Origin of the sequence: Rahnella variigena (assembly GCF_003610915.1) — a bacterium.
GTDB classification, from domain to species: domain Bacteria; phylum Pseudomonadota; class Gammaproteobacteria; order Enterobacterales; family Enterobacteriaceae; genus Rahnella; species Rahnella variigena.
In genome coordinates, this window is record NZ_NSDJ01000001.1 from 125,243 (window position 1) to 148,541 (window position 23,299).

At 52.8% G+C, this 23,299-nt stretch carries 15 protein-coding genes; 9 read left to right on the forward strand and 6 right to left on the reverse strand.

Annotation, left to right across the window (positions count from 1 at the left end; genetic code table 11):
- Positions 1-6: 6 nt before the first annotated feature.
- The gene (gene malQ / locus CKQ54_RS00580) at positions 7-2,094 is read right to left on the reverse strand and encodes a 4-alpha-glucanotransferase (RefSeq protein WP_120162363.1); all 2,088 of its coding nucleotides are present in this window, start codon (positions 2,092-2,094) and stop codon (positions 7-9) included.
- Positions 2,095-2,103: 9 nt separating this feature from the next.
- On the reverse strand, positions 2,104-4,506 hold the full coding sequence (malP, locus tag CKQ54_RS00585; protein ID WP_120162364.1) for a maltodextrin phosphorylase: 2,403 nt from the start codon (positions 4,504-4,506) through the stop codon (positions 2,104-2,106).
- A gap of 320 nt (positions 4,507-4,826) precedes the next feature.
- Between malP and malT the strand changes: the two genes are divergently transcribed.
- From malT to pdeR, 4 genes are all read left to right on the forward strand, one after another.
- On the forward strand, positions 4,827-7,553 hold the full coding sequence (malT, locus tag CKQ54_RS00590) for an HTH-type transcriptional regulator MalT (protein WP_120162365.1): 2,727 nt from the start codon (positions 4,827-4,829) through the stop codon (positions 7,551-7,553).
- A gap of 264 nt (positions 7,554-7,817) precedes the next feature.
- Positions 7,818-8,102: a YjcB family protein gene (locus CKQ54_RS00595; protein ID WP_112286748.1), complete on the forward strand. Its 285-nt coding sequence runs from the start codon at positions 7,818-7,820 to the stop codon at positions 8,100-8,102.
- 387 nt (positions 8,103-8,489) lie between these two features.
- The gene (gene bglX, locus CKQ54_RS00600) at positions 8,490-10,787 is read left to right on the forward strand and encodes a beta-glucosidase BglX (protein ID WP_120162366.1); all 2,298 of its coding nucleotides are present in this window, start codon (positions 8,490-8,492) and stop codon (positions 10,785-10,787) included.
- A 282-nt stretch (positions 10,788-11,069) separates the two neighbouring features.
- The gene (gene pdeR, locus CKQ54_RS00605) at positions 11,070-13,088 is read left to right on the forward strand and encodes a cyclic di-GMP phosphodiesterase (RefSeq protein WP_113877143.1); all 2,019 of its coding nucleotides are present in this window, start codon (positions 11,070-11,072) and stop codon (positions 13,086-13,088) included.
- Between the two features lie 29 nt (positions 13,089-13,117).
- On the opposite strand, the gene CKQ54_RS00610 is transcribed toward pdeR, so the two are convergent.
- Complete coding sequence (locus tag CKQ54_RS00610; RefSeq protein ID WP_113877142.1) at positions 13,118-13,984, reverse strand: crotonase/enoyl-CoA hydratase family protein; 867 nt, start codon at positions 13,982-13,984, stop codon at positions 13,118-13,120.
- A 398-nt stretch (positions 13,985-14,382) separates the two neighbouring features.
- On the opposite strand from CKQ54_RS00610, the gene CKQ54_RS00615 reads away from it, so the two are divergent.
- Positions 14,383-16,419 (forward strand): NADPH-dependent 2,4-dienoyl-CoA reductase, encoded by a 2,037-nt coding sequence (locus CKQ54_RS00615; RefSeq protein WP_120162367.1) that lies wholly within the window; start codon positions 14,383-14,385, stop codon positions 16,417-16,419.
- Between the two features lie 72 nt (positions 16,420-16,491).
- Here the strand turns inward: CKQ54_RS00615 and rlmG are convergent, their stop codons facing one another.
- The gene (gene rlmG, locus CKQ54_RS00620; RefSeq protein WP_120162368.1) at positions 16,492-17,643 is read right to left on the reverse strand and encodes a 23S rRNA (guanine(1835)-N(2))-methyltransferase RlmG; all 1,152 of its coding nucleotides are present in this window, start codon (positions 17,641-17,643) and stop codon (positions 16,492-16,494) included.
- A 172-nt stretch (positions 17,644-17,815) separates the two neighbouring features.
- On the opposite strand from rlmG, the gene CKQ54_RS00625 reads away from it, so the two are divergent.
- The 4 genes from CKQ54_RS00625 to CKQ54_RS00640 all read left to right on the forward strand — a co-directional run bounded on the left by CKQ54_RS00625 (position 17,816) and on the right by CKQ54_RS00640 (position 21,386).
- Positions 17,816-18,322, forward strand: a complete 507-nt coding sequence (locus CKQ54_RS00625) for a M48 metallopeptidase family protein (protein WP_112286754.1) — start codon at positions 17,816-17,818, stop codon at positions 18,320-18,322.
- Positions 18,323-18,353: 31 nt separating this feature from the next.
- Positions 18,354-19,340, forward strand: coding sequence for a Gfo/Idh/MocA family protein (locus CKQ54_RS00630; RefSeq protein ID WP_120162369.1), 987 nt, complete (start codon positions 18,354-18,356; stop codon positions 19,338-19,340).
- Between the two features lie 26 nt (positions 19,341-19,366).
- On the forward strand, positions 19,367-20,113 hold the full coding sequence (locus CKQ54_RS00635; protein WP_120162370.1) for a glutamine amidotransferase: 747 nt from the start codon (positions 19,367-19,369) through the stop codon (positions 20,111-20,113).
- 301 nt (positions 20,114-20,414) lie between these two features.
- A complete protein-coding gene (locus CKQ54_RS00640) occupies positions 20,415-21,386 on the forward strand; it encodes a TerC family protein (RefSeq protein ID WP_112286838.1) in 972 nt (323 codons plus the stop codon).
- 157 nt (positions 21,387-21,543) lie between these two features.
- On the opposite strand, the gene CKQ54_RS00645 is transcribed toward CKQ54_RS00640, so the two are convergent.
- Together CKQ54_RS00645 and CKQ54_RS00655 are read right to left on the reverse strand one after the other, a co-directional pair.
- Entirely contained in the window at positions 21,544-22,023 is a 480-nt protein-coding gene (locus CKQ54_RS00645; protein WP_120162371.1) for an Hcp family type VI secretion system effector, read from the reverse strand.
- 264 nt (positions 22,024-22,287) lie between these two features.
- The gene (locus CKQ54_RS00655; protein WP_120162373.1) at positions 22,288-22,941 is read right to left on the reverse strand and encodes a hypothetical protein; all 654 of its coding nucleotides are present in this window, start codon (positions 22,939-22,941) and stop codon (positions 22,288-22,290) included.
- Between the last annotated feature and the right edge of the window lie 358 nt (positions 22,942-23,299).

Here is a 23,299-nt window from a genome sequence, read left to right on the forward strand (position 1 = left end):
TAAACCTCAGCTTACCGAAACTTTCCGGCGGCGTTTATCGAGGTCTTTAATTAGCTTATTCACCTGCTCGTCGGCGAACATCTCTTCGAGGGAGGTGGACAGTTTACGGCGCCAGTTCGGGTATTCGTCGCTGGTGCCGGGCACGTTGACCGGCGCGTCCATGTCTAACCAGTCTTCTGGTTGCAGGCCGAGCAAAGCACAGGCGCTGTCAGCGACGTAGCGTTGCAGGCCACGGTTGAGCACCGGCGTCATCTCCATCAATGCCGCTTTACGTCCGGTTTTTTTAGGGATGCAGTCGTAATGGTGTAAGCCGTCAAGCAGCCCCTGACGCGCACGGGCGCGGTCGGCGTACAGCTCCTGCAACACATCTTCATCGCGGTACAGTCCCAGCGATTTACCCAGCGCCAGATCGTCACTTTGCCAGTATCCGCGCAGCGTCGGCAGGTCATGCGTGGTGATCGTCGCCATCGCCTGAACCGGATACGACTGCGGCGCACGGAAGTTGTTTTCCTCATCACGCTCGAAATACAGCACTTTGTAGGAATACACCCCGCCTTCGCGCAGCTTACTGACGATCTCTACCGGGACGGTGCCCAGATCTTCACCAATCACCATGCAGCGGTGACGCTGACTTTCCAGCGCCAGAATAGCCAGCAGATCGTCTACCGGATATTGCACATATGCGCCTTTATCCGCCGTTTCACCGGCAGGGATCCACCATAAACGCAATAACGTCATCACGTGATCAATACGCAACGCGCCACAGCTGGTCATGTTTGAACGCAGCAGATCGATAAACGGCTGATAACCGCGTTTCACCATCACGTGTGGATCCATCGGGCGCAGATCCCAGTTCTGACCCAGCGGCCCGAGGATATCCGGCGGTGCGCCGACCGAGGCTTTCAGGCAGTACAGCTCGCCATCGCCCCAGGTTTCCGAGCCACCTTCCACCACACCGACGGCCAGATCGCGGTATAAACCGATCGGCATGTCGCCCTGCTGGCTGACCTCGTAGCATTGTGAAAATTGCGTTTCTGCCAGCCATTGCAGCCAGAGGTAAAACTCCACATCCTGCGCATGTTGTTCGCAGAAAGCGCGCACTGCAGGGCCACGCGCATCATGATATTGCTCCGGCCAGCGGTTCCACCCGAGCGCAACATCCGTCTCTTTCGCCAGATGTTCGTATAACGCGTCAAACGCCGCCTGCAGATACAGACTTTCCCCGCCCTGCTTCACAAAAGCGGTCAGCGATTTCACCTGCGCATCCTGCACTTTACGCTTCAGGAATTGCGCGTAGGCCAGCCGTAATCCTTCGAGTTTGAGCGGCATTACTTCACCGTAATCCACCCAGTCGCTGGCGCGTACCGCCTGTAACCGTTGCTGCGTCAGCGGCAGATTCCACCACTGTTGGGCGGCCTGGCTCAGCCTGAAATCGTCGACGGCACTGACGTCGATATAAATCACGTTCAGCCAGCGGCGCGACGACGGACTGTAAGGGCTGGCCGCCACCGGATTGGCCGGATACAGCGCATGAATAGGATTCAGCCCGACAAACGCACCGCCACGCTCAGCGACCTTTTTCAGCAACAACCGGAGATCGCCGAAATCGCCAATCCCCCAGTTATTTTCCGAACGCAGCGTATAAAGTTGTACGCACGCGCCCCACAGCTTTTTACCCGCCAGTAACGCATCAGGTTCATAGCAACGTTTCGGGGCGACAATCACCCGGCAATCCCACTGCTGCGCATCCTGTGTCAGCGTCAGCTGGTGATAACCGGCAGGGATTTTACCCGGCAGCGCCAGGGTCATTTTACCGCTGATGCGCCCTTGCTGAATTGCGCCGCTTTCCAGTTTGAGTGTCCAGGCATATTCGCCTTCACCCCCGACCGGCAATGCCAGACGGCTGCCGGAAACGAACACTTTCACCGCAGGAACCGGCATAACAACCGGGCGGCTTTCCGCCACCCAGCCCATTGCGGCTAACAGTTCACGCTTAGTTTCAGGCGCAATCGCCTGCTGCTTACCGTGCGCGTTGATAAAACCAGAGGAAATACCCGCCTCCCTGGCAGCCTGCTCCAGTGCTTTGTTCTCCATGCGGGCTCCTTAACGTTTCGCCTGCCAGATCCGCTGCTGGTAATCGCGGATCGAGCGGTCGGAACTGAACATCCCAACACGCGCCGTGTTGAGAATGGTTTTGCGCGTCCAGTCTTCCTGGTCACGATACAGCACATCAACTTTTTGCTGTGCAGCGCAATAATCAGCAAAGTCCGCCAGCACCAGATAAGGATCACCGCCACCCAGCAAACTGTCGAGCATCAGGCTGAAGGCCTGTTTGTCGCCATCGCTGAAGAAGCCGTTTTCCAGCTCTTTGAGGATCTTATCCAGGTGCTTGTCTTTTTTGCGGATCTTGAGCGGATCGTAGCCTTTCGCCTGCAACGCTTTGACCTGATCAACCGTGTTGCCAAAGATGAAGATATTGTCTTCCCCGACTTCTTCAGCAATCTCGACATTCGCGCCGTCGAGCGTGCCGACGGTCAGCGCGCCGTTCAGCGCCAGCTTCATGTTACCGGTGCCTGAGGCTTCTTTCCCGGCGGTCGAAATCTGCTCGGAAACGTCCGCGGCCGGGATCATCAACTCAGCCACGGACACGCGGTAATCCGGGATAAACACCACTTTGATGCGGTCGCGCACCAGCGGGTCGTTATTCACTTTTTCCGCCACTTTGTTAATAGCGTAGATGATGTTTTTCGCCAGGTAATAACCCGGTGCCGCTTTCGCGCCGAACAGGAAGACGCGTGGCACCATGTCCATTTCCGGGTTATCACGCAGCTGACGGTAAAGGGACAGAATGTGCAGCAGGTTAAGATGCTGACGTTTGTATTCGTGCAGGCGTTTGATCTGCACATCGAAAATGGCGTCAGGATTGAGCGTCAGCCCCATAACGCTTTTCACGTAGTGCGCCAGTTTGATTTTATTCTCGCGCTTAATCGTCTGATAACGCTGACGGAATTTTTTATCGTCGGCGAAACTTTCCAGCCCTTTCAGGGCATCCAGATCGTTAACCCATTCGGTTTTCAGCGTGTCGTCAATCAGCGCAGACAGGGCCGGATTACACTGTTTCAGCCAGCGGCGCGGCGTAATACCGTTGGTGACGTTATGGAATTTGTTCGGCCACAGCTGGTGATATTCCGGGAACAGATCTTTCACCACCAGTTCGGAGTGCAACGCCGCCACGCCGTTCACCGCAAAACCACTGACTACGCACAGGTTGGCCATACGGACTTGTTTGTTCTGGTGAACAGACAGTTTTTCCCACACCGCTTTATCGCCCGGCCACTGCTTTTCGACCACTTTCTTGAAGCGGGTGTTAATGGCTTTGATCAGCGAGAAGTGGCGCGGTAACAGGCTGCGCACCAGTTTTTCGTCCCAGCATTCCAGCGCTTCAGGCATCAGCGTGTGGTTGGTATACGCAAAGGTCTGGCTGGTGATCGCCCAGGCAGCGTCCCAGTCCAGCTGATGCTCGTCGAGCAAAATACGCAGCAGTTCAGGAATGGCAATGGTCGGGTGCGTGTCGTTGAGCTGGATGACTTCGAATTTCGGTAAATCCTCAATTTTGCGACCGAGGAAATGATGACGACGCAGGATATCGCCTACCGAACAGGCGCACTGGAAATACTGCTGCATCAGGCGCAGGCGTTTACCGGCGTCGTGGTTGTCATTCGGATACAACACTTTGGTGAGCTTCGCCGCATCAATGCCTTTTTGCTCAGCTTTGAGGAATTCACCGTCGTTGAACAAGGTCAGATCAAACGGATGCACATCAGTCGCCTGCCACAAACGCAGTGGCTGGGTGACGCCATTTTTATAGCCGACCACCGGCAAATCCCAGGCTTCACCGCGCAGGGAGAACGCCGGATGCCATTGTTCTTCGCCATTCTCGTTCCTGGTCAGTTTGCCGCCAAACGCCACGTCAACAGACAGCGAGCTGTTGTGGCTGAACCACGGATAGCTTTCGCGATGCCAGTTATCCGGCGCTTCCTGCTGTTTGCCTTCGCTGAACGACTGACGGAACAGACCGTACTGATAATTCAGGCCGTAGCCGGTTGCCGGTTGTCCGACGGTCGCCATTGAATCGAGGAAACAGGCTGCCAGACGCCCTAATCCGCCATTACCCAGCGCCGGATCGGTTTCCTGCTCCAGCACATCGGCCAGCTCAACGCCCTGCTCTTTCAGCGCCAGGTTGACGGTTTCATACCAGCCGAGGTTGATCAGGTTATTCGCGGTCAGGCGCCCGATCAGAAATTCCATCGAAATATAGTTTACGTGCCGTTGCGGCTGTTTTGTCGCTTTAGGCGCAGGCTGCGCACTCAGCTGTTCGGACAGCGCGGCACTGGTGGCCTGCCACCACTGATGCGGTGTCATATCCTTTGCCTGTTGCAAACCGAATCCCTGCCACTGGCGTTTTAGCGCGGCTAAAAACTGCGTCTTATCCAAAGTCACCTGCATCACATGCCTCTTTATCCGGGAATTTGTAGGGAAGTCTGATGTTGATTATCACTATGCTGACGCTTGTGCCTGTGAGCAGCATCATCCTGCCAAAGATTAGGCAGGGAGGAGAAACGGGGCGTAGCCGGAGGAGACGGGGGATCAGGGGGAAGCTCTGAAAATTTGTATTTAGAAGTGTGATGCAGAGCAACTTAACGGCATGTAAAAACGTAACATTCTTGCAATCAATGTTTCAAAGGAGGACTTTAGAAAAAGTGATTAATTACACGCTGCGAAATAATTATTACGCCTCCTGACTACCGTCAAAAGAATCGAAAAAAATGCTGATCCCGTCGAAATTGAGCCGCCCGGTGCGGCAGCAAAATACAGTGGTTCGCGATCGTCTGCTGACGAAGCTCTCGACTGCGCCAAATTACCGTCTGACCCTGGTCGCCAGTCCGGCGGGCTATGGGAAAACGACGCTGGTCGCACATTGGGCGGCGGGCAAAAGCGATCTCGGCTGGTATTCGCTGGATGAAAGTGACAATCAGCCGGAGCGTTTTGCCAGCTATCTGATTGCGGCGGTACAACAGGCCTGCGGCGGTCATTGCGTCAAAAGTGAAGCGCTGAGTCAGAAACACCAGTACGCCAGTTTATCGGCGCTGTTTGCTCAGCTGTTTGTTGAGCTTTCCGACTGGCACCGTCCGCTGCTGCTGGTTATCGACGATTATCACCTGATTTCTAACGACGCCATCCATGAAGGGATGCGTTTTTTCCTGCGTCATCAGCCGGAAAATCTGTCGCTGGTGGTTCTTTCGCGCACCCTGCCACCGCTGGGTATCGCCAATATGCGTGTCCGCGATCAGTTGCTGGAACTTAACGCCACACATCTGGCCTTTACGCATCCGGAAACACAGCAATTTTTCGACAACCGGTTGAAAGACCCCATCGATCAGGCCGACAGTGGCCGTCTGTGCGACGAAGTGGCTGGCTGGGCAACGGCACTCCAGCTGATCGCGTTATCCGCACGTCAGTCCACCACGTCGTCGCAACAGTCTACGCAGCAGTCCGCCCGCAAACTGGCCGGGCTGAATGCCAGCCATCTTTCAGAATATCTGGTGGATGAAGTGCTGGATCGCGTGGATGCGCCGACACGAGACTTTTTGCTGCGCTGCTCACTGCTGCGGTCAATGAACGATGCACTGATTGTGCGCCTGACCGGCAGCGAAAACGGCCAGCAGCGCCTCGAGGAACTGGAACGTCAGGGGCTTTTCATTCACCGTATGGATGACACCGGTGAATGGTTTAATTTCCATCCCCTGTTTGCCACTTTCCTGCGCCAGCGGTGTCAGTGGGAACTGTCGACAGAACTGCCGGCGATTCACCGTGCCGCTGCCGAAGGCTGGCTGGCTCAGGGCTTTCCGGCCGAAGCTATTCATCATGCGCTGGGGGCGGAAGACATCAATATGCTGCGCGATATTCTGCTGCAACACGCCTGGGCGCTGTTCAATCAGAGCGAACTGGCGTTGCTGGAAGAATGTCTGGCCGCGCTGCCGTATGACCGCCTGATCCAGAATCCTAAACTGGTGCTGTTGCAGGCGTGGCTGGCACAAAGTCAGCACCGTTATGCCGAAGTGGAAACGTTACTGTTGCGCGCCGAAAGCGAAATGCAGCAGCGCAATATCGTCATGGAACAGGAACTCGCGGCGGAATTTGATGCCCTGCGGGCGCAGGTGGCGATTAACGATGGCCGTCAGGATGAAGCTGAAAAACTGGCCGCCGACGCCCTGAAATATCTGCCGTATGAAAGCTATTACAGCCGGATTGTGGCGACCTCAGTCACCGGCGAAATCCAGCACTGCAAAGGTGATCTGACCCGCGCGCTGCCGCTGATGCAGCAAACCGAACAGATTGCCCGCCGTTATGAAGCCTATCACTACGCGTTATGGGCATTGCTGCAACAGAGTGAAATTCTGATTGCGCAGGGCTTTTTGCAGGCGGCGTTTGAGATGCAGGATCGCGCTTTTGAACTGGTGCGTGAACAGCATCTGGAACAGCTGCCGATGCACGAATTTCTACTGCGCCTGCGCTCGCAATTACTGTGGTCATGGTCGCGGCTTGATGATGCCGAAGACGCCGCCCGTCAGGGGCTCGACGTGCTGACCAACTTCCAGCCGCAACAGCAGTTGCAGTGTCTGGCGATGCTGGCGAAATGTTCTCTGGCCCGCGGTCAGCTCGATAACGCACATCACCATTTACAGCGCTGTGAAAGCCTGCTCAAAACCGGTCAGTATCACATCGACTGGCTGACCAATACCGACAAGCCACGGGTGATTTACTGGCAGATGATCGGCGACAAAGCCGCTGCCCGCCAGTGGCTGCAACAGGCGCGTAAACCCGACATGGCCGACAACCATTTCCAGCAAGGCCAGTGGCGTAATATCGCCCGCGTGCAGATTTTGCTGGAACAGTTTGATGAAGCCGAAGTGGTGCTCGATGAGCTGAATCAGAATGCGCGTCAGTTGCGCCTGACCAGCGATCTCAACCGCAATCTGCTGCTCAGCAATCTGCTTTACTGGCATACCGGCCGTAAAAATGATGCGCAGCGGGTGTTAATCGAAGCGCTGGGGCTGGCGAACCGTACGGGTTTTGTCAGTCATTTCGTCATCGAAGGGGAAATGATGGCGCAGCAGTTGCGTCAGTTGCTGCAACTCAATCTGCTGCCGGAACTGGAACAGCGCCGTGCTCAGCAAATTCTGCGTGAAATTAACCAGCACCATCGTCATAAGTTCGCGCACTTCGACGAAGGGTTCGTCAACAAACTGCTGACCCATCCGCAGGTGCCGGAACTGATCCGCACCAGTCCGCTGACCCAGCGCGAATGGCAGGTTCTCGGGCTGATTTACTCCGGTTACAGCAATGACCAGATTGCCGGTGAACTCGATGTCGCGTCCACCACCATCAAAACGCATATCCGCAATTTGTACCAGAAACTGGGCGTGGCACACCGTCAGGAAGCTGTTCAGCAGGCACAACATTTATTACAGGTGATGGGCTACGGCGCCTGATTCACCGGGTAAGGCAACGCACACTTGCGTTATCGCGCACTTCTCTTTTCATAACACATCATCAAAATAAGTTGATGTGTTATGCCTATTTTTCATTAGCGAACATATTTTGCTCAAAAATAAAATCCGGTGATATAATGTGACCTTCGTCACACTATTGTAATTCACCATTTCTTCAGAAAAGCCCGCTGCCAACCTGTTATAACAGCCATCCGGCTGATTTTGGCTTTGTGTAAACGGCTGTAGTGAGTAAGGATTTTATCGATGGGTACTTTAACTGCAGGGATTGTCATGATGCGCTGGGAATTGCTGAGCGCCTTTTTGATGTTCTGCACCAGCCAGCTTAATATTGTTTGCCGCCAGTCCAGCCGCAATACCATGGCCTTTGTTTGCAGCGGTCTCGGCCTGACCGTGACCTGTTTCTTCGTCATGAGCCTGATGGGCATGAATTATGATGCCGCCGCCGTCGCGCAGTTCTGGGCAAACACGAAAGACGTTTTCTTTGATGTGATGAGCAAAACCCCGACCGATATGTCTTATTACTATTAATCCGATTCGCTCACCGCGTGTCGTTGAGAACCGATGAAAGAAAGGCAGAACATAATGTTCTGCCTTTTTTATTGCCCTGATAATGAACATTCAGGCCAGCTTGCTGATTATTTGTTCACCTGCATATCATTTAATCCTAAATTTAGAAAAATGCGTGGCGTATCTGAGGTCTTTTTGTACGTGAGTTTCTGATTACCTGTAAATTGCAGTCTGCTCCGCAATGTAAAACGATATTGTGCGCAGGGCATAAACTATTCATTGCTAATAGTTGAAGGGTCGTATTAGATTCTCACCCATACTTTTCTTAGAATGATCATTGCTTTTTTTGCTTCAGGCTGCTGAATTTTCACCGGTTTGGCACCCCTGCTTATGGCTGAAGGAATTCCGATGAATACGCATCACGTGCTTGGCGCGTTAGTGTTACTGGTAAGTTCTGCTTCTTCGCTCGCCGTTGAAACGACGGGCATTCCCCAGGATCAGGTAAAAGAGCGCAATGCGTTTATTGCTGACCTGATGAAAAAAATGACCATTGATGAAAAAATCGGTCAGCTAAATCTGGTCACTGTGGGGCCGGATTATCAGAAAGAAGCCATTATGGCCGACATCCGCGCCGGTAAAGTCGGTGGCGTGTTTAATACCGTCACTAAACCTGATATTCGCCGTATGCAGGATCAGGTCAAAGAAAGCCGCCTGAAGATCCCCCCGTTTTATGCCTATGACGTGGTGCATGGTCAGCGCACTATTTTCCCTATCAGCCTGGGCCTTGCCGCCAGCTGGGATATGCAGGCCGTCAACACCAGCGCACGTATTTCCGCACTTGAAACCGCAGCTGATGGCCTGAATATGACCTTCTCGCCAATGGTCGATATTACCCGTGATCCGCGCTGGGGCCGTGTCTCCGAAGGTTTTGGCGAAGACACCTACCTGACGTCCCGCCTGGCACATGAAATGGTGACGGGTTATCAGGGTAAAGACCCTTCAGCACCCGACGCCGTGATGGCTAACGTCAAACACTACGCGCTGTACGGCGCGGTGGAAGGCGGTCGCGAATACAACACCGTGGACATGAGCCTGACCCGCATGTTTAACGATTACATGCCACCGTATAAAGCGGCGGTAGATGCCGGTGCCGGTGGCGTGATGGTTGCCCTCAACAGTGTTAACGGCATCCCCGCGACGTCAAATACTTGGTTGCTGAAAGATATTCTGCGCGATGACTGGCAGTTCAAAGGTCTGACAGTGAGTGACCACGGCGCTATTGGCGGTCTGGTCAAACACGGTGTGGCCGAAGATGATCGTCAGGCGGCTGCGATGGCGCTGAAAGCCGGTGTCGATATGGACATGGCCGACAATATGTACGGTAAGTATCTGAAAGGATTGCTCGCCGATGGCCTGGTGAGTCAGCAGGATATTGACCGTGCCGTGCGTGACGTTCTGGCCGCGAAATGGGACATGGGGTTGTTTGTCGATGAATACCGTCATTTAGGCCCGCAGTCGAGCGACCCGGCGGACACCAATGCCGAAAGCCGTCTGCACCGCACCGAAGCCCGCGAAGTCGCGCGCACGTCCCTCGTGTTGCTGAAAAACACTAATGAGACGCTGCCGTTACAGAAAAAAGGCACCATTGCCGTGATTGGCCCGCTGGCTGACAGCAAACGCGATGTGATGGGCAGCTGGTCTGCCGCCGGTAAAGCCGCTCAGGCCGTGACTGTCTTGCAGGGGATGAAAGATGTCCTCGGTGACAAAGGCACATTGTTATATGCACGCGGTGCTAACATCACCGACGATCAGGGGATGGTCGATTTCCTTAATTCCTACGACAAGCAGGTGATCAACGACCCGCGTAAACCGCCGGACATGATTGATGAAGCGGTGAAAACAGCAGAGAAATCAGATGTCGTGGTGGCTGTGGTCGGTGAAGCACAGGGTATGGCGCATGAAGCCTCCAGCCGTTCAGATATCAGCATTCCGCAAAGCCAGCGTGACCTGCTCAAGGCGCTGAAAGCCACCGGTAAACCGCTGGTGATTGTGCTGATGAATGGTCGTCCTCTGACACTGACGTGGGAAAATGACATCTCTGATGCCATGCTGGAAACCTGGTTCGCCGGCACCGAAGGCGGTCACGCGATTGCCGACGTTCTGTTTGGCGATTACAACCCGTCAGGCAAACTGCCGATGACCTTCCCGCGTTCGGTCGGGCAAATTCCTTTGTATAACAGCGTGCTGAATACCGGTCGTCCGTTCAATCCGCAGCATCCGGATAAATACACAACCCGTTATTTCGATATCACCAACGGGCCGCTGTTCCCGTTTGGTTATGGCCTGAGCTACACCCGTTTCAGCGTGTCTGACGTGAGCCTTTCATCCACAACCATGGATGCGAAACATCCGCTGACAGCCAGTGTCACGGTGAAAAACACCGGCAAAGTCAGTGGCGCGACGATCGTCCAGCTGTATCTGCAGGATGTCACCGCGTCGATCAGTCGTCCGGTGAAAGAGCTGAAGAACTTTGAGAAGATCACCCTCCAGCCGGGTGAAGAGAAAACCGTGACATTTGCTATCAATGAAAGAGATTTACGTTTCTACAATGACAAGCTGAAATGGGCCTCTGAACCCGGTAAGTTCAACGTATTCGTCGGGTTAGATTCTCAGGATGTGAAGAAAACCAGCTTCCTGCTGAAATAACATTTAGGTTCTGAAACCAGGCCCGATATGTAGTCAGCACGTTCTCTCTCAGGCGGGATCCCGGCAACGGAACACGCCTGTTCTGAGCAGTAATTTCTGTCCGGTGACTGGATATATAACCGACAGTTGCTAACCTTAAATTCAATGTGTTACGCCTTCCGGCTCTGTATCCGATAGTTGCGGAGCGGTGCGGGTGTGCTGAGCAGAGTAAACTCCGTCTGTGCTGACTATCGCCATGTCGCCACACTGGCGGCGTATAGCGTTCTTTTCGGAGAAACATTCATGGTCGATTCTCAAGATGCGTCCATCCTGTACCTGCATTTTGGTACGCCCCGCCCATACTGGCGAGTGGGATCTGACAGCAATGCACTGGAGCTGTCCGCAGAGAAAGGCGTGGTTAATGTTGCTATCTCCCTGACCCAATGGCAGGCGGGAAAAATCAGGCAACTGACCGGGATCACCTCAAGTTTCACGCTGGACATCACCCTGTTCGGCTCCCCTGTACGCCTTTATCTTGTCGGCCGAAAAATTGACAGCAAAGCCTGGGCTGGCACGGCATCGGCGTATCAGGACACTGAATCCGTCGCGCATGATCTTGAAGTCGGTCTGACTTTCGCTGAACAGGTGGTTTCCGAAGCCAACTCCGTGATTGTGATCATCGACCAGGAAGGCAAAATCCATCGTTTTAACCGGCTGAGCGAAGAATATACCGGCCTGCGCGAAGAAGATGTCATTGGCCGCAGCGCCTACGATTTATTCATGTCGATGGAAGAAGGTCTGGCATCACGCCAGAACATCAACGGTTTTTTTCAGCATCAGCAATCCTACGAAGTCGAACGCTGGATCAATACGGTTAAAGGTCAGCGGCTGTTTCTGTTTCGTAATAAATTCGTCCACAGCGGCAGCGGTAAACAGCAAAAATACCTGATCTGCTCGGGTTCTGACATTACGGACGAGCGCAAAGCGCAGGAACGTCTGCGCGTGCTGGCCAACACCGATCTGGTCACCGGTTTCGCCAACCGCAACGCGTTACAGGAATCTCTGGCCAGAGCCCTTCTCGAGCGCGGCGAAAATAAAGTCGGGCTGATTTATCTGGATCTGGATAACTTCAAAAAGGTGAACGACGCCTACGGCCATATGTTTGGCGATCACCTGTTGCGGGCGGTATCCGACGCTATTCAGGATTGTCTGTCGCCTAACGATAAGCTCGCGCGCCTCGGCGGCGATGAATTCATTATCCTCAGTATCCATGCCGAACTGAGCGCGCTGGAGGCACTGAGCCAGCGCGTGTTGCGCCGCCTGAGCCTGCCATTTCGTATCGGTCTCATTGAAGTCTATACCGGCTGTTCCGGCGGTATTGCTATCTGTCCGGAACACGGCACTGACGGCGATACGCTGCTGCAAAACGCCGATACCGCCATGTATGTGGCGAAGGAAAAAGGCAAAAATGCGCACTGCGTTTTCTCGCCGGGTATGAATGAAAAAGCCTCAGAATACATGTGGCTGGATACGCATTTACGCAAAGCGCTGGCGGAAAAAGACCAGCTGGTTTTGCACTATCAGCCGAAAGTGTCACTTTATGGCACTGTGCAAAGTGTGGAAGCGCTGTTGCGCTGGAATTCGCCGGAACGCGGCCTGATCCAGCCACAAAGTTTTATCCCTTATGCCGAAGAATCTGGCCTGATTACGCCCATCGGCAAATGGGTGATCGAAACCGCCACCCGTCAGGCGACGGAATGGCAGAAAAAGGGGCTGAATCTGCGCGTGGCCGTGAATCTTTCCGGACGCCAGCTGAATAATGGCTCGTTTATCACGACGCTGTCTGACGCCATGAAAAAAGCCGGCATGAAAGGGTGTCTGCTCGATTTTGAACTGACCGAAAGCTGCCTGGTGGAAGACGAAGGTGCAGCTGTCGCCATGATTAACCAGTTGCATAAACTCGGCGCGCAGGTGCATCTGGATGATTTCGGTACCGGTTATTCTTCCCTGTCCCAGCTGGCACGCATTCCGCTCGACTGCATCAAGCTCGACCAGAGTTTTGTCCGTGGGATCAATGACAATCCGGTTTCTCAGGCGCTGGTGCGGGCGATTGTGGCAGTAGCGAAAACCCTGCAACTGACCGTGGTGGCGGAAGGGGTAGAAACGGCTGAAGAAGAGAAATTAATTGACGAGATTGGTGTGGACAGTAAACAGGGCTTTCTTTACGCAAGGCCAATGCCCGCAACGGAACTCGAGCACTGGCTTGAAGAAAAAATGATTGCTTCACCCAATATTTTTAAACCTAAAGCAAAACAGAAATAGCTCCAGTGACGGGCTCTTTCTGCCCGCTGCTAGCCGGTTTTACGCAGTGATGCCGTATGCCGGTTTTGCAGCATGACCAGACGCTCCATATAACTCAGGTCTTTCTCCTCCAGCGTAAACGCGGCATCCACCCAATCCTCCGTAATATCCATCAGCTCGGAACGTGAAAGTTGCAGCACACGCTGACGTGCGCGGATCATGGCGCGGATCCCGTTAAGTTTTGGCCGCAGCACATCCATAAACGTACGCGTGGCGTTGAACGCCTCACCCGGCTGGAATAACACATCCACCAGCCCGCGGCTTTCAAACCATTCCGCCGTATGAGACTCACCGGTGGAAATCAGTTCCTCCGCCAGCTTCATGCCCGCTTTGCGCGAGACCAGCGAATAACCGCCCATTCCCGGAAAGAGGTTAAAGGCGATTTCCGGAAATCCCATCCGGGCCGTGTTTTGCGCCAGCACATAATGGTGCGCCAGCGCCGCTTCGAATCCGCCGCCCAGTGCCGTACCTTCAATCATCGACAAGCTGATCGCGCCCACATCAAATCCACGCGCTGCCGCATGAACACAGTCCACACAGGCTCTGGCGTAGGCGCGCAAAGCCTCGCGCTTGTTATTGACGATAGAGTCGACAAAGAAACTCAGATCACCTCCCACATTGTACATATTGGGTACCAAAGAACCGGTGACCCAAAAATCAAAACGCAGCCCCGACGCCTTTGCTGCATAGGTCAGCGTCATGATGTCTTCAATAAGCTCCTGATTAAAACAGGGACGTGGATAAGACCTGAGCATCATCCACATGACATTACGGCCTTCTTCATAATAGGCTGCAATCTGGGACAAATGCCCGGCTTCGGTAAACGGGCGGCAGGCTGTATGGTCAATAAGATTCATAGTATATATCCAGGTTAGAAATGAATTTTTTAGGGTGAAGCAGCTCCAGCCTAGTCCAGCTCTAACCTGAACTGAATCGATTCGAGATTGTTTTATAAAAATAATCCTAAGCGCATAAACGTAATAAAAAAATGTTTAAAATAAACAACCTGCAACCAATCAATATTGTGTAAAAACAAAGAAATAATCTTTTTATTCGCGACTTCAGACGACCAGACTTCCGCAAAAAATAATCCACCATAATTAATGTTTGGCGATTAATAATATGCGTAATAGTTAATTAACTCTCAGGGATTTCCCCAAAGTGACGCATATCACAGTCATTGCACGCTGACTTTCCAATTGCTCTGCCACCCGCTAAATTGAACTCATCTCCTCCGACCACTTAAGAGAATTCCATGACTGAACGCGCTTCGCTGTTTTATCCGCACCTGCTGGCGCCGCTGGATTTAGGTTTTACACAACTGAAAAATCGCGTGCTGATGGGTTCTATGCACACCGGACTGGAAGAACTGGAGGACGGGCCTGAACGTCTGGCGGCCTTTTATGCCGAACGCGCCGCCGCTGGTGTCGGGCTGATTGTCACCGGCGGCATTTCCCCCAACGCGCAGGGCGTGGTGTATCAGGGTGGTTCAATCCTCGCAGAACAGGAGCACATCACGCATCACCGCGTAGTGACCGATGCCGTTCATGCCGCCGGGGGAAAAATTGCGCTGCAAATTCTTCATGCAGGGCGTTACAGCTATCAGCCCCACCCCGTCGCGCCTTCAGCACTTCAGGCACCGATTAACCGCTTTACACCTCACGCTCTCAGCGAAGAAGAAATCGAATCAACACTGTCAGATTTTGCCCGCTGTGCGCAACTCGCCAAGGCGTCCGGCTATGACGGTGTGGAAATCATGGGCTCCGAAGGTTATCTGATAAACCAGTTCCTCACCGCGCGCACCAATCAGCGCACGGACAGCTGGGGCGGTTCGGCCGATAACCGTATGCGGTTTGCGACAGAAGCGGTGCGCCGCGTGCGCGAAACCTGTGGCCGGGAGTTCATCATTATTTATCGCTTATCCATGCTGGATCTGGTCGAGGAAGGCTCGGACTGGCAGGAAGTCGAAACTCTGGCGCAACGCATCGAGCTGGCTGGCGCGAGCATTATTAACACCGGCATCGGCTGGCATGAAGCACGCATTCCGACCATCGCCACGATGGTTCCCCGCGCGGCGTTCAGCTGGGTGACGCAAAAACTGATGGGCAAAGTCGGTATTCCGCTGATCACCACCAACCGCATTAATGATCCCGACGTGGCGGAGAAAATTCTCGCCGAAGGTTGCGCGGATATGGTGTCGATGGCGCGCCCGTTCCTCGCCGATCCGGCATTTGTCGAAAAAGCCGCACAAGGGCGTGCTGATGAAATCAATACCTGCATCGGCTGTAATCAGGCCTGTCTGGATCAGATATTCGCCGGAGAAGTCACGTCCTGCCTGGTGAATCCCCGCGCCTGCCGTGAAACGCAGTTACCCCTAACCCGTGCGGAAATCACCAAACGCCTGGCTGTGGTCGGCTCCGGGCCAGCCGGACTGGCATTTGCCACCACTGCCGCCAGCCGCGGACATCACGTCACATTATTTGATGCACACAATGAAATCGGCGGCCAATTTAATGTCGCCAAACAGATCCCCGGCAAAGAAGAGTTTTATCAGACGCTGCGCTATTACTCGCGTCAGCTGACATTATTGGGCGTCACGCTGCGTCTGGGTGAAACCGTCACCGCCAGCCAGTTAACGGGTTATGACGAAGTGATCCTCGCCTGCGGTATTTCACCACGCCTGCCGGATATTACTGGCATTGATCACCCGAGCGTACTGACTTACCTCGACGTGCTGCGCGATAAAAAACCGGTCGGCCAGCGCGTCGCCATTATTGGCGCGGGCGGTATCGGTTTTGATACCGCCGAATATCTGGTGCATAAAGGCGTGTCATCAAGCCTGAGTACTCAGGCCTTCAGCCACGAATGGGGAATCGACCAGAGCCTGACGCATCGCGGCGGTCTGGCACCGCAGGGACCGCAGCCAGAACCGGCGGCGCGGGAGATCGTACTGCTGCAACGCAAAACCACCAAAGTCGGCGCAGGACTGGGGAAAACCACCGGCTGGATCCACCGCGCCAGCCTGCTGCAGCGTGGCGTGAAGATGCAAAGCGGCGTCAGCTACGAACGCATCGACGATGCGGGTTTGCATCTGATCATGAACGGCGACCCGCTGTGTCTGGAAGTGGATAACGTAATTATCTGCGCCGGACAGGAACCGCAGCGCGCCCTGTATCAGCCCTTGCAGGATGCCGGAAAAACCGTGCATCTGATCGGCGGTGCAGACGTCGCCGTCGAACTGGATGCCCGTCGGGCTATCGATCAGGGCACGCGGCTGGCGCTGAAGATATAAACATTGGATTAGAAAACTGCAGACGAAAAAAAAGCCGCGATAAGCGGCTTTTTAATGTCAGCAATTCAGCGATCAGTGATGCGACGCCGTTTTCACCGCACGCAGGATCACAAACTTCTGGTTGGTGGCGATCGTCGTGCAGTTGCCGAACAGGCGGCGCAGTTTCTGGTAGTAATCCAGATGGCGGTTGCCGACGATGCGCAGTTCGCCGCCGGTTTGCAGGCAACGTTTGGCGTCGCAGAACATGCGCCAGGCGGTGTCATCACTGACCACGGTGCCCTGGTGGAACGGCGGGTTACACAGCACGGCGTGCAGGGTTTCGCGCTCGACACCGGCCAGCATGTTGTTCACTTCGAAATGACAGCGGCTGACATCCTGCGGCAAATTGTTTTCGACGTTAATACGGCTCGATTCTACCGCCATATAAGATTCATCGACGAACAGCATTTCTGCATCCGGATTCAGCGCCAGCGCGGTCATGCCGATCACGCCGTTACCGCAACCCAGATCCGCCATGCGCCCTTCGATACCTTCCGGCAGATGCTGCATGAAGAAGCGTGCGCCGATATCCAGACCGCCGCGAGAGAACACGTTGGCGTGGTTGGAAATACGGAATTCGCTGTCATCCAGCGCCCATTCGGAAATCACCGGCTCTGCGGTTTGGGCAGGCAGAGTCGCTTCACAATGGATCAGACGGGCTTTTTTCCATGCCAGGCTGGTTTTGGTTGGCCCGAGGATTTTCTCGAACAACTGCAACGTAGAGGTGTGAATATCACGGGCTTTTGCGCCGGCGATAATCTGCGTGTCCGGCGTCACCACTTCACGCAGCGCCAGCAGTTGTTGTTCCAGCAGCGCCAGCGTTTTTGGCACTTTGATGATGACCAGACCCGGATTGATCGGCAACGGCACCAGGCTGCTTTGCGCCGCCACGCTGTCTTCGTCAAATCCGTTAAGACGCAGGTTATGGCGCATCGCCAGCTGACTCATGAAAGAGTCATTGATGCTGGTCGGGTTGTGCGGCTGCAAGGCGCAGGCCAGCGTGCCAAAAGCATCGTTGAAAATCAGCAGCGGACGGCCGTTGAGCGCGTCGGTGTTCAGGTTTTGCAGCAGATATTCATCCGCCGCTTCCCATGCCTGTAACTGCGTTGCCGCTTCTTCCAGCGGATAACGTTCCAGACGCAGTTGCAATAACTGACCACCTGTTTCGGTTTCGAATTGGCTCATTGGCCCTCCTCTATATTCAATTTGCGCTGTTTATCCCTTAATTTGGTCTATCAGTAAAACGTTTTTTCAGTTAAAAAGGGGTTTATCTGCCGGACTGGCGCGATCGTGACGAAAACACCGCTTACCGGTATGGCATCTTTTCCCCGTCAATAAAGAGACAAAGCAAACAGTTATGCCTGAATTGACCTATCTGCAAGGCTATCCCGAGAATCTTCAGGCTCAGGTTCGCCAGTTAATCGAACAGGAACGTTTAGGTAAAGTGTTGCTGACGCGATACCCCGAGCCGCACGAGCTGACCACTGACAAATCGCTCTATCAGTATACGCTGGACCTGAAAAACCAGTTTTTGCGCAGTTCATCGCCGTTAAGCAAAGTCGCTTATGACAATAAAATCCACGTGATGAAGCACGCGCTGGGGCTGCATACCGCCATATCGCGCATTCAGGGCGGCAAGCTGAAAGCCAAAGCGGAAATCCGCGTCGCGACGGTATTTAAAAGCGCGCCGGAAGCGTTTCTGAAAATGATTGTGGTTCACGAACTCGCGCACCTGAAAGAAAAAGAACACAACAAAGCTTTCTACAGCCTGTGCTGTCATATGACGCCCGACTATCATCAGTTAGAATTCGACACGCGCATGTACCTGACGCATCTGGAAATATTCGGCAAGTTATACCAATAATTCATTGTCCACTTATCTATAGGGAATACATATGATTCGCTTTGCAGTCGTCGGCACCAACTGGATCACCCAGCGTTTTATTGATGCCGCACACGAGAGCGGTAAGATGAAGTTAACCGCGATTTACTCCCGCACGCTGGAAGGCGCTAAAAAGCTCGGTGAGGATTATCCGGTTGAACATTATTTTGATTCCCTTGAAGCAATGGCCGCATCTGACCTGATTGATGCCGTCTACATTGCCAGCCCGAATTCACTACATGCCCCACAATCGCTGTTGTTCCTCAGCCATAAAAAGCACGTGATTTGCGAGAAGCCGCTGGCATCTAATCTGCAAGAAGCCGAAAGCCTGATCGCCTGCGCGAAAGAGAACAACGTGGTGCTGTTCGAAGCGTTTAAAACCGCCTATCTGCCGAATTTCCTGCATATGAAAGGCGCGCTGAACCGTATCGGTAAACTGCGTAAAGCCATTCTGAACTACTGTCAGTATTCCTCACGTTATCCGCGCTATCTGGCCGGTGAAAACCCTAACACCTTTAACCCGGCGTTTTCCAACGGCTCAATCATGGATATTGGCTATTACTGTCTGGCCAGCGCCATTTCGCTGTTTGGCGAACCGGAAACGGTAAAAGCCACTGCAATGTTGCTGGAAAGCGGCGTCGACGGTCAGGGCACGGTGATTTTGTCTTATGCGGATAATTTCGAAGTGGTGATCAACCATTCCAAGATCAGCGACTCCCTGCTGCCAAGCGAAATTCAGGGCGAAGACGGCACCCTGCAGATGGAAAAACTGTCTGAATGCCAGACGCTCAGCCTGACGCCACGCGGCAGCCAGAAACTGGACCTGACGCAACCGCAACACATCAACACCATGCTGTATGAAGCAGAAACATTTGCGATTCTGGTCGACAGCCAGTTTGTCGCGCACCCGGGGCTGGAAGTCTCGCGCATCACCGCCAAAGTGCTGACGGAAATCCGTCGTCAGACCGGCGTGGTGTTTCCGGCCGATAATCAGCCTTAATGTTCCGTAAGTATCGGGAGTAACAGATGATTGCACCCAGCCAGAAACCGCTGTTGATTTTACAGACCGGTCACGCGCCGGAGCCTATCCGCCGCGCACACGATAACTTCCCGCAGATGTTTATCCGCCAGGGAGATATCGACCCGCAGCAGGTCGTGATTGTCGATTTGCAGGCGGGTGAACGCCCGCTGCCGCCGGAAAACTATTGCGGGGCGATCATTACCGGGTCGCGCAGCATGGTGACAGAACATCTGGCGTGGAGTGAAGACGCGGCGGACTGGGTACGTCTGGGCATGTTGCAGGAGTTACCGATGTTCGGCGCCTGCTACGGTCATCAGCTGATGGCGTATGCGCTGGGCGGCGAGGTGGATTATCACCCGCAAGGGATTGAAGTGGGCACCCATGAAGTCACGCTGACGCCTGCCGGGCATCTGGACCCGCTGGTGTCGCAGCTTCCGGCACAGTTCGCGGCCAATCTGATCCATCTGCAAACTGTTATTACGCCGCCTGCGACGGCGACGGTGCTGGCGAAAACGCTGCACGACCCGCATCAGATCCTGCGTTATGGCCCGAATGCTGTCAGCACCCAGTTCCATCCGGAATTCACTCTGGCGGTGATGAAAACGTATCTGTCATGGCTGGGATCCCTCGCCGAAGACGATTCGGTGGACTTTACTCATCAGGCTCAGCAACTTAGCGAAACACCGCTCAGTCAGGGGCTGCTGCTGGCCTTTGTCGGCGCACTCGGCAAACGTCAGGCGCTGGCGGGTTAATGCACTATAATGTTTCTGAATGTTTGACACCGGACACATTTTGCATTAGTTTGCAAAGTGCAAAGGGGAGTAACTTCTTCGCCGGATAATCGTCATTACGGTGTCTGGACCCGCGCTCACGCAGCGCCGTCTCAGCCACCCGGTTACCGGGGCAAAGATAAGCATTCACAAGATGAATACTTATCTTTGTAAGTGAGACCTTGCCGGAAGGCGAGGTTTGCTCACAGCTCAAAAAATGAGCGGCTAACGTCTTCCGACGCTGGCCGTTTTTTTTTGATGTTTTTTCGAGGATACCGTAATGATGAACTCCGTAGGCAACCCGATTTTATGGGGCTCTTTTGCCGTGGTAGTGATAATTATGCTCGCGTTCGACCTGCTGTTGCAGGGTCGCAAAGGCGCGCAAACCATGAGTATGAAAAGTGCCGCGATGTGGTCGCTGGTGTGGATTGGCCTGTCGCTGCTGTTCAACTTCGGCTTCTGGTGGTATCTCAACGGTGAGTTTGGTCGTGAAGTCGCCGACGCCAAAGCCACGATGTTCCTGACCGGCTATCTGCTGGAAAAAGCCCTGGCGGTCGATAACGTCTTCGTCTGGCTGATCCTGTTCAGCTACTTCTCCATTCCGGCCAACCTGCAACGCCGCGTGCTGGTCTACGGCGTACTTGGCGCCATCGTCCTGCGTACCGGTATGATTTTCGCGGGTAGCTGGCTGGTGGGGCAATTCAGCTGGATCTTGTACGTGTTCGGCGCGTTCCTGCTGTTCACCGGTATCAAGATGGCACTGGCGAAAGATGACGACGGAGAAGTGGGCGAGAAACCGATGATCCGCTGGCTGCGCAGTAAAATGCGTATGACCGACGATTTGCAGGGCGAGAAATTCTTCGTACGCCGCAACGGTATTCTGTTCGCCACCCCGCTGTTGCTGGTACTGATTATGGTCGAGCTGAGCGACGTGATTTTCGCGGTCGACAGTATCCCGGCTATCTTCGCCGTGACCACCGACCCGTTCATTGTGCTGACGTCTAACCTGTTTGCGATCCTCGGCCTGCGTGCGATGTACTTCCTTCTGGCAGGCGTGGCGGAACGTTTCTCAATGCTGAAATACGGTCTGGCGGTGATCCTGATTTTCATCGGCATCAAAATGCTGCTGCTCGACGTGTTCCACATTCCGGTAGGGATTTCGCTGGGTGTGATTGCGTCGATTCTGATCATCACCCTGCTGATTAACACATGGGTGAACCGTCGTAACGATCTAAACAATACGCGAAAGTCATAGCATTAATCAGGAATAATGAATGGGCGGATATCACGTCCATTCATTATTTTACCTGTTTATTTTCAATGAAGATTATCAAAGCTTATTTCCATCGGCATACCTCCACTCCGATTACGAGCCCGTCCAACTGACCAAAGATGAGCTTTGGCAGGCAATGCTACGCTGTGGCCCTCTCATTCCATTTATCTTTGTGTATGATATTACCGTCGCAGTGCTTCCAGGTAATCGCCTCATAACGTAGCTGAATGTTTTCCAGATGCGTTCCCGTTGTGCCGCCAGGATGGAGCGTTGGAGTGATCGCAGTGATCTTCACGTTCTCTAACAGAATATTGAAATACTCATGTTCCATGCCTGAATCCATTATTTGATACATCTTTATTGTTGCAGATTTCAATACCAGGTTATTTGTGAGAGCGCGGTATAGCAACGGGGTGACTTTATCGAACTCTTTTTGAATGTTGATGGGCTCATGTACGCGTGTACCCGTCAGTCTCCCCGTGTGCCCGCAGCAGGGTATAGAAAGGTGGTGAGCAAACGATTTCAACTCAATGGCACCCACGCGGCCAGAAACCAACGAGCCGCCAATAATCGGAGAATTATTTTCATCTGTTAGAAATAAATAAGCTGGAATTGACATGTTATATCCTTATAAAGTTAATTATTACGTTTTTCTCTGCCTGTGATTTTATCAATCACTTTGTACAAGATGTATAGAAATATTAGCCAGGCTCCTATACCTACAAACTTCATCGGCCACGGCTCGATGTATATAATGCAAAGTATTGGCCCAAATATCATCAAGGGTGCAAATGCGAACTCAAATAAATAATAAATTATAAAAGCAACTATTTTTTCGGTTGCAGTAAGAATCATATTAATGACTTTAAAAAACACCCCGTCTTTAGGCATTTATTTTCTTCCTCACCAACTCAATTATTTTTCTGAATGTAGGTTCGCCTTGCGTTATTCTGATATGCATCGCATCTACAAAAGGTTGAACGGATGGCTCAAATAAGAAGTAAAGGAGGTCATAGTCTTTCGCACTCAATAAATTATATATTTCTGGGTTCTCAGCCTCCAACCGTTCAGAGGTTCGTATTGAGCGCTCAGTCATACCACCAATTAACAACGTTCCAGTTAATACAGCTATGGGTTTTGATTTAAATGTAGCTGAGATAAAAGAAACTCTTTCTAATACTGCAGCCGTTATCATAGCCATGATTGTATTAGTCCCCATCCTTCCCACAAATGATGTAATTACGCCTCTATAAATATTATCCTGCTCTGTTTCGGTAACGTAGATGTTAAAATTATTAAAAATTATCTTAATCGCATCTATGATATGGTCATAATTCAAGATATCGTTTCTTATAGCGCCAGCCATTCTAATTCTAGCTGTTTCACGCCTGAACCGTGAGCCTGTATCAAACACACCATATACCATATAGCCCATATCAAGCGGCACGGTGAACGCACCGTTTATGAGGCCATTTACTGATTCGGGGGAAAGAATAATCCCAGCAATGCGCGTGGATATATCATCAATGTCAGCCATATTAGTCCCTTAGTTATGATTCATTCCCATCCTAATGGTATTGCATTATACACGTACGCACTAGATTTTTTACTTACAATGGAGTTCTGGCAAAAAAGCCCAGTTTAGTCGGGCACCAATTAATACTGAATCACTCGTTTTGATATATTAATTCATACGGCGTATACATCTACCAACGTTTTACAAAAATGCTTATGAGTGATGGCGTAGCCAAGGAACGGAAATTCATTACGCGGACTTCGGTCTGTACGCCTTACTATACTATTGCCTTCCCTCAACCCTTTTTCACCAACAAGCATTCAATCACATTACTCACTCGTTACTGACTAACCTGACATTACTTGTTCTTGATTTTTGT

Excerpts from the sequence above, each read along its gene's own strand:
- bglX (WP_120162366.1), top strand. The coding sequence starts at position 8,490 with ATGAATACGCATCACGTGCTTGGCGCGTTAGTGTTACTGGTAAGTTCT.
- rlmG (WP_120162368.1), bottom strand. The coding sequence starts at position 17,643 with ATGAGCCAATTCGAAACCGAAACAGGTGGTCAGTTATTGCAACTGCGT.
- CKQ54_RS00625 (WP_112286754.1), top strand. The coding sequence starts at position 17,816 with ATGCCTGAATTGACCTATCTGCAAGGCTATCCCGAGAATCTTCAGGCT.
- malT (WP_120162365.1), top strand. The coding sequence starts at position 4,827 with ATGCTGATCCCGTCGAAATTGAGCCGCCCGGTGCGGCAGCAAAATACA.
- pdeR (WP_113877143.1), top strand. The coding sequence starts at position 11,070 with ATGGTCGATTCTCAAGATGCGTCCATCCTGTACCTGCATTTTGGTACG.
- CKQ54_RS00640 (WP_112286838.1), top strand. The coding sequence starts at position 20,415 with ATGAACTCCGTAGGCAACCCGATTTTATGGGGCTCTTTTGCCGTGGTA.
- CKQ54_RS00655 (WP_120162373.1), bottom strand. The coding sequence starts at position 22,941 with ATGGCTGACATTGATGATATATCCACGCGCATTGCTGGGATTATTCTT.
- CKQ54_RS00635 (WP_120162370.1), top strand. The coding sequence starts at position 19,367 with ATGATTGCACCCAGCCAGAAACCGCTGTTGATTTTACAGACCGGTCAC.
- CKQ54_RS00610 (WP_113877142.1), bottom strand. The coding sequence starts at position 13,984 with ATGAATCTTATTGACCATACAGCCTGCCGCCCGTTTACCGAAGCCGGG.
- CKQ54_RS00595 (WP_112286748.1), top strand. The coding sequence starts at position 7,818 with ATGGGTACTTTAACTGCAGGGATTGTCATGATGCGCTGGGAATTGCTG.
- CKQ54_RS00615 (WP_120162367.1), top strand. The coding sequence starts at position 14,383 with ATGACTGAACGCGCTTCGCTGTTTTATCCGCACCTGCTGGCGCCGCTG.
- CKQ54_RS00645 (WP_120162371.1), bottom strand. The coding sequence starts at position 22,023 with ATGTCAATTCCAGCTTATTTATTTCTAACAGATGAAAATAATTCTCCG.
- CKQ54_RS00630 (WP_120162369.1), top strand. The coding sequence starts at position 18,354 with ATGATTCGCTTTGCAGTCGTCGGCACCAACTGGATCACCCAGCGTTTT.
- malP (WP_120162364.1), bottom strand. The coding sequence starts at position 4,506 with ATGCAGGTGACTTTGGATAAGACGCAGTTTTTAGCCGCGCTAAAACGC.
- malQ (WP_120162363.1), bottom strand. The coding sequence starts at position 2,094 with ATGGAGAACAAAGCACTGGAGCAGGCTGCCAGGGAGGCGGGTATTTCC.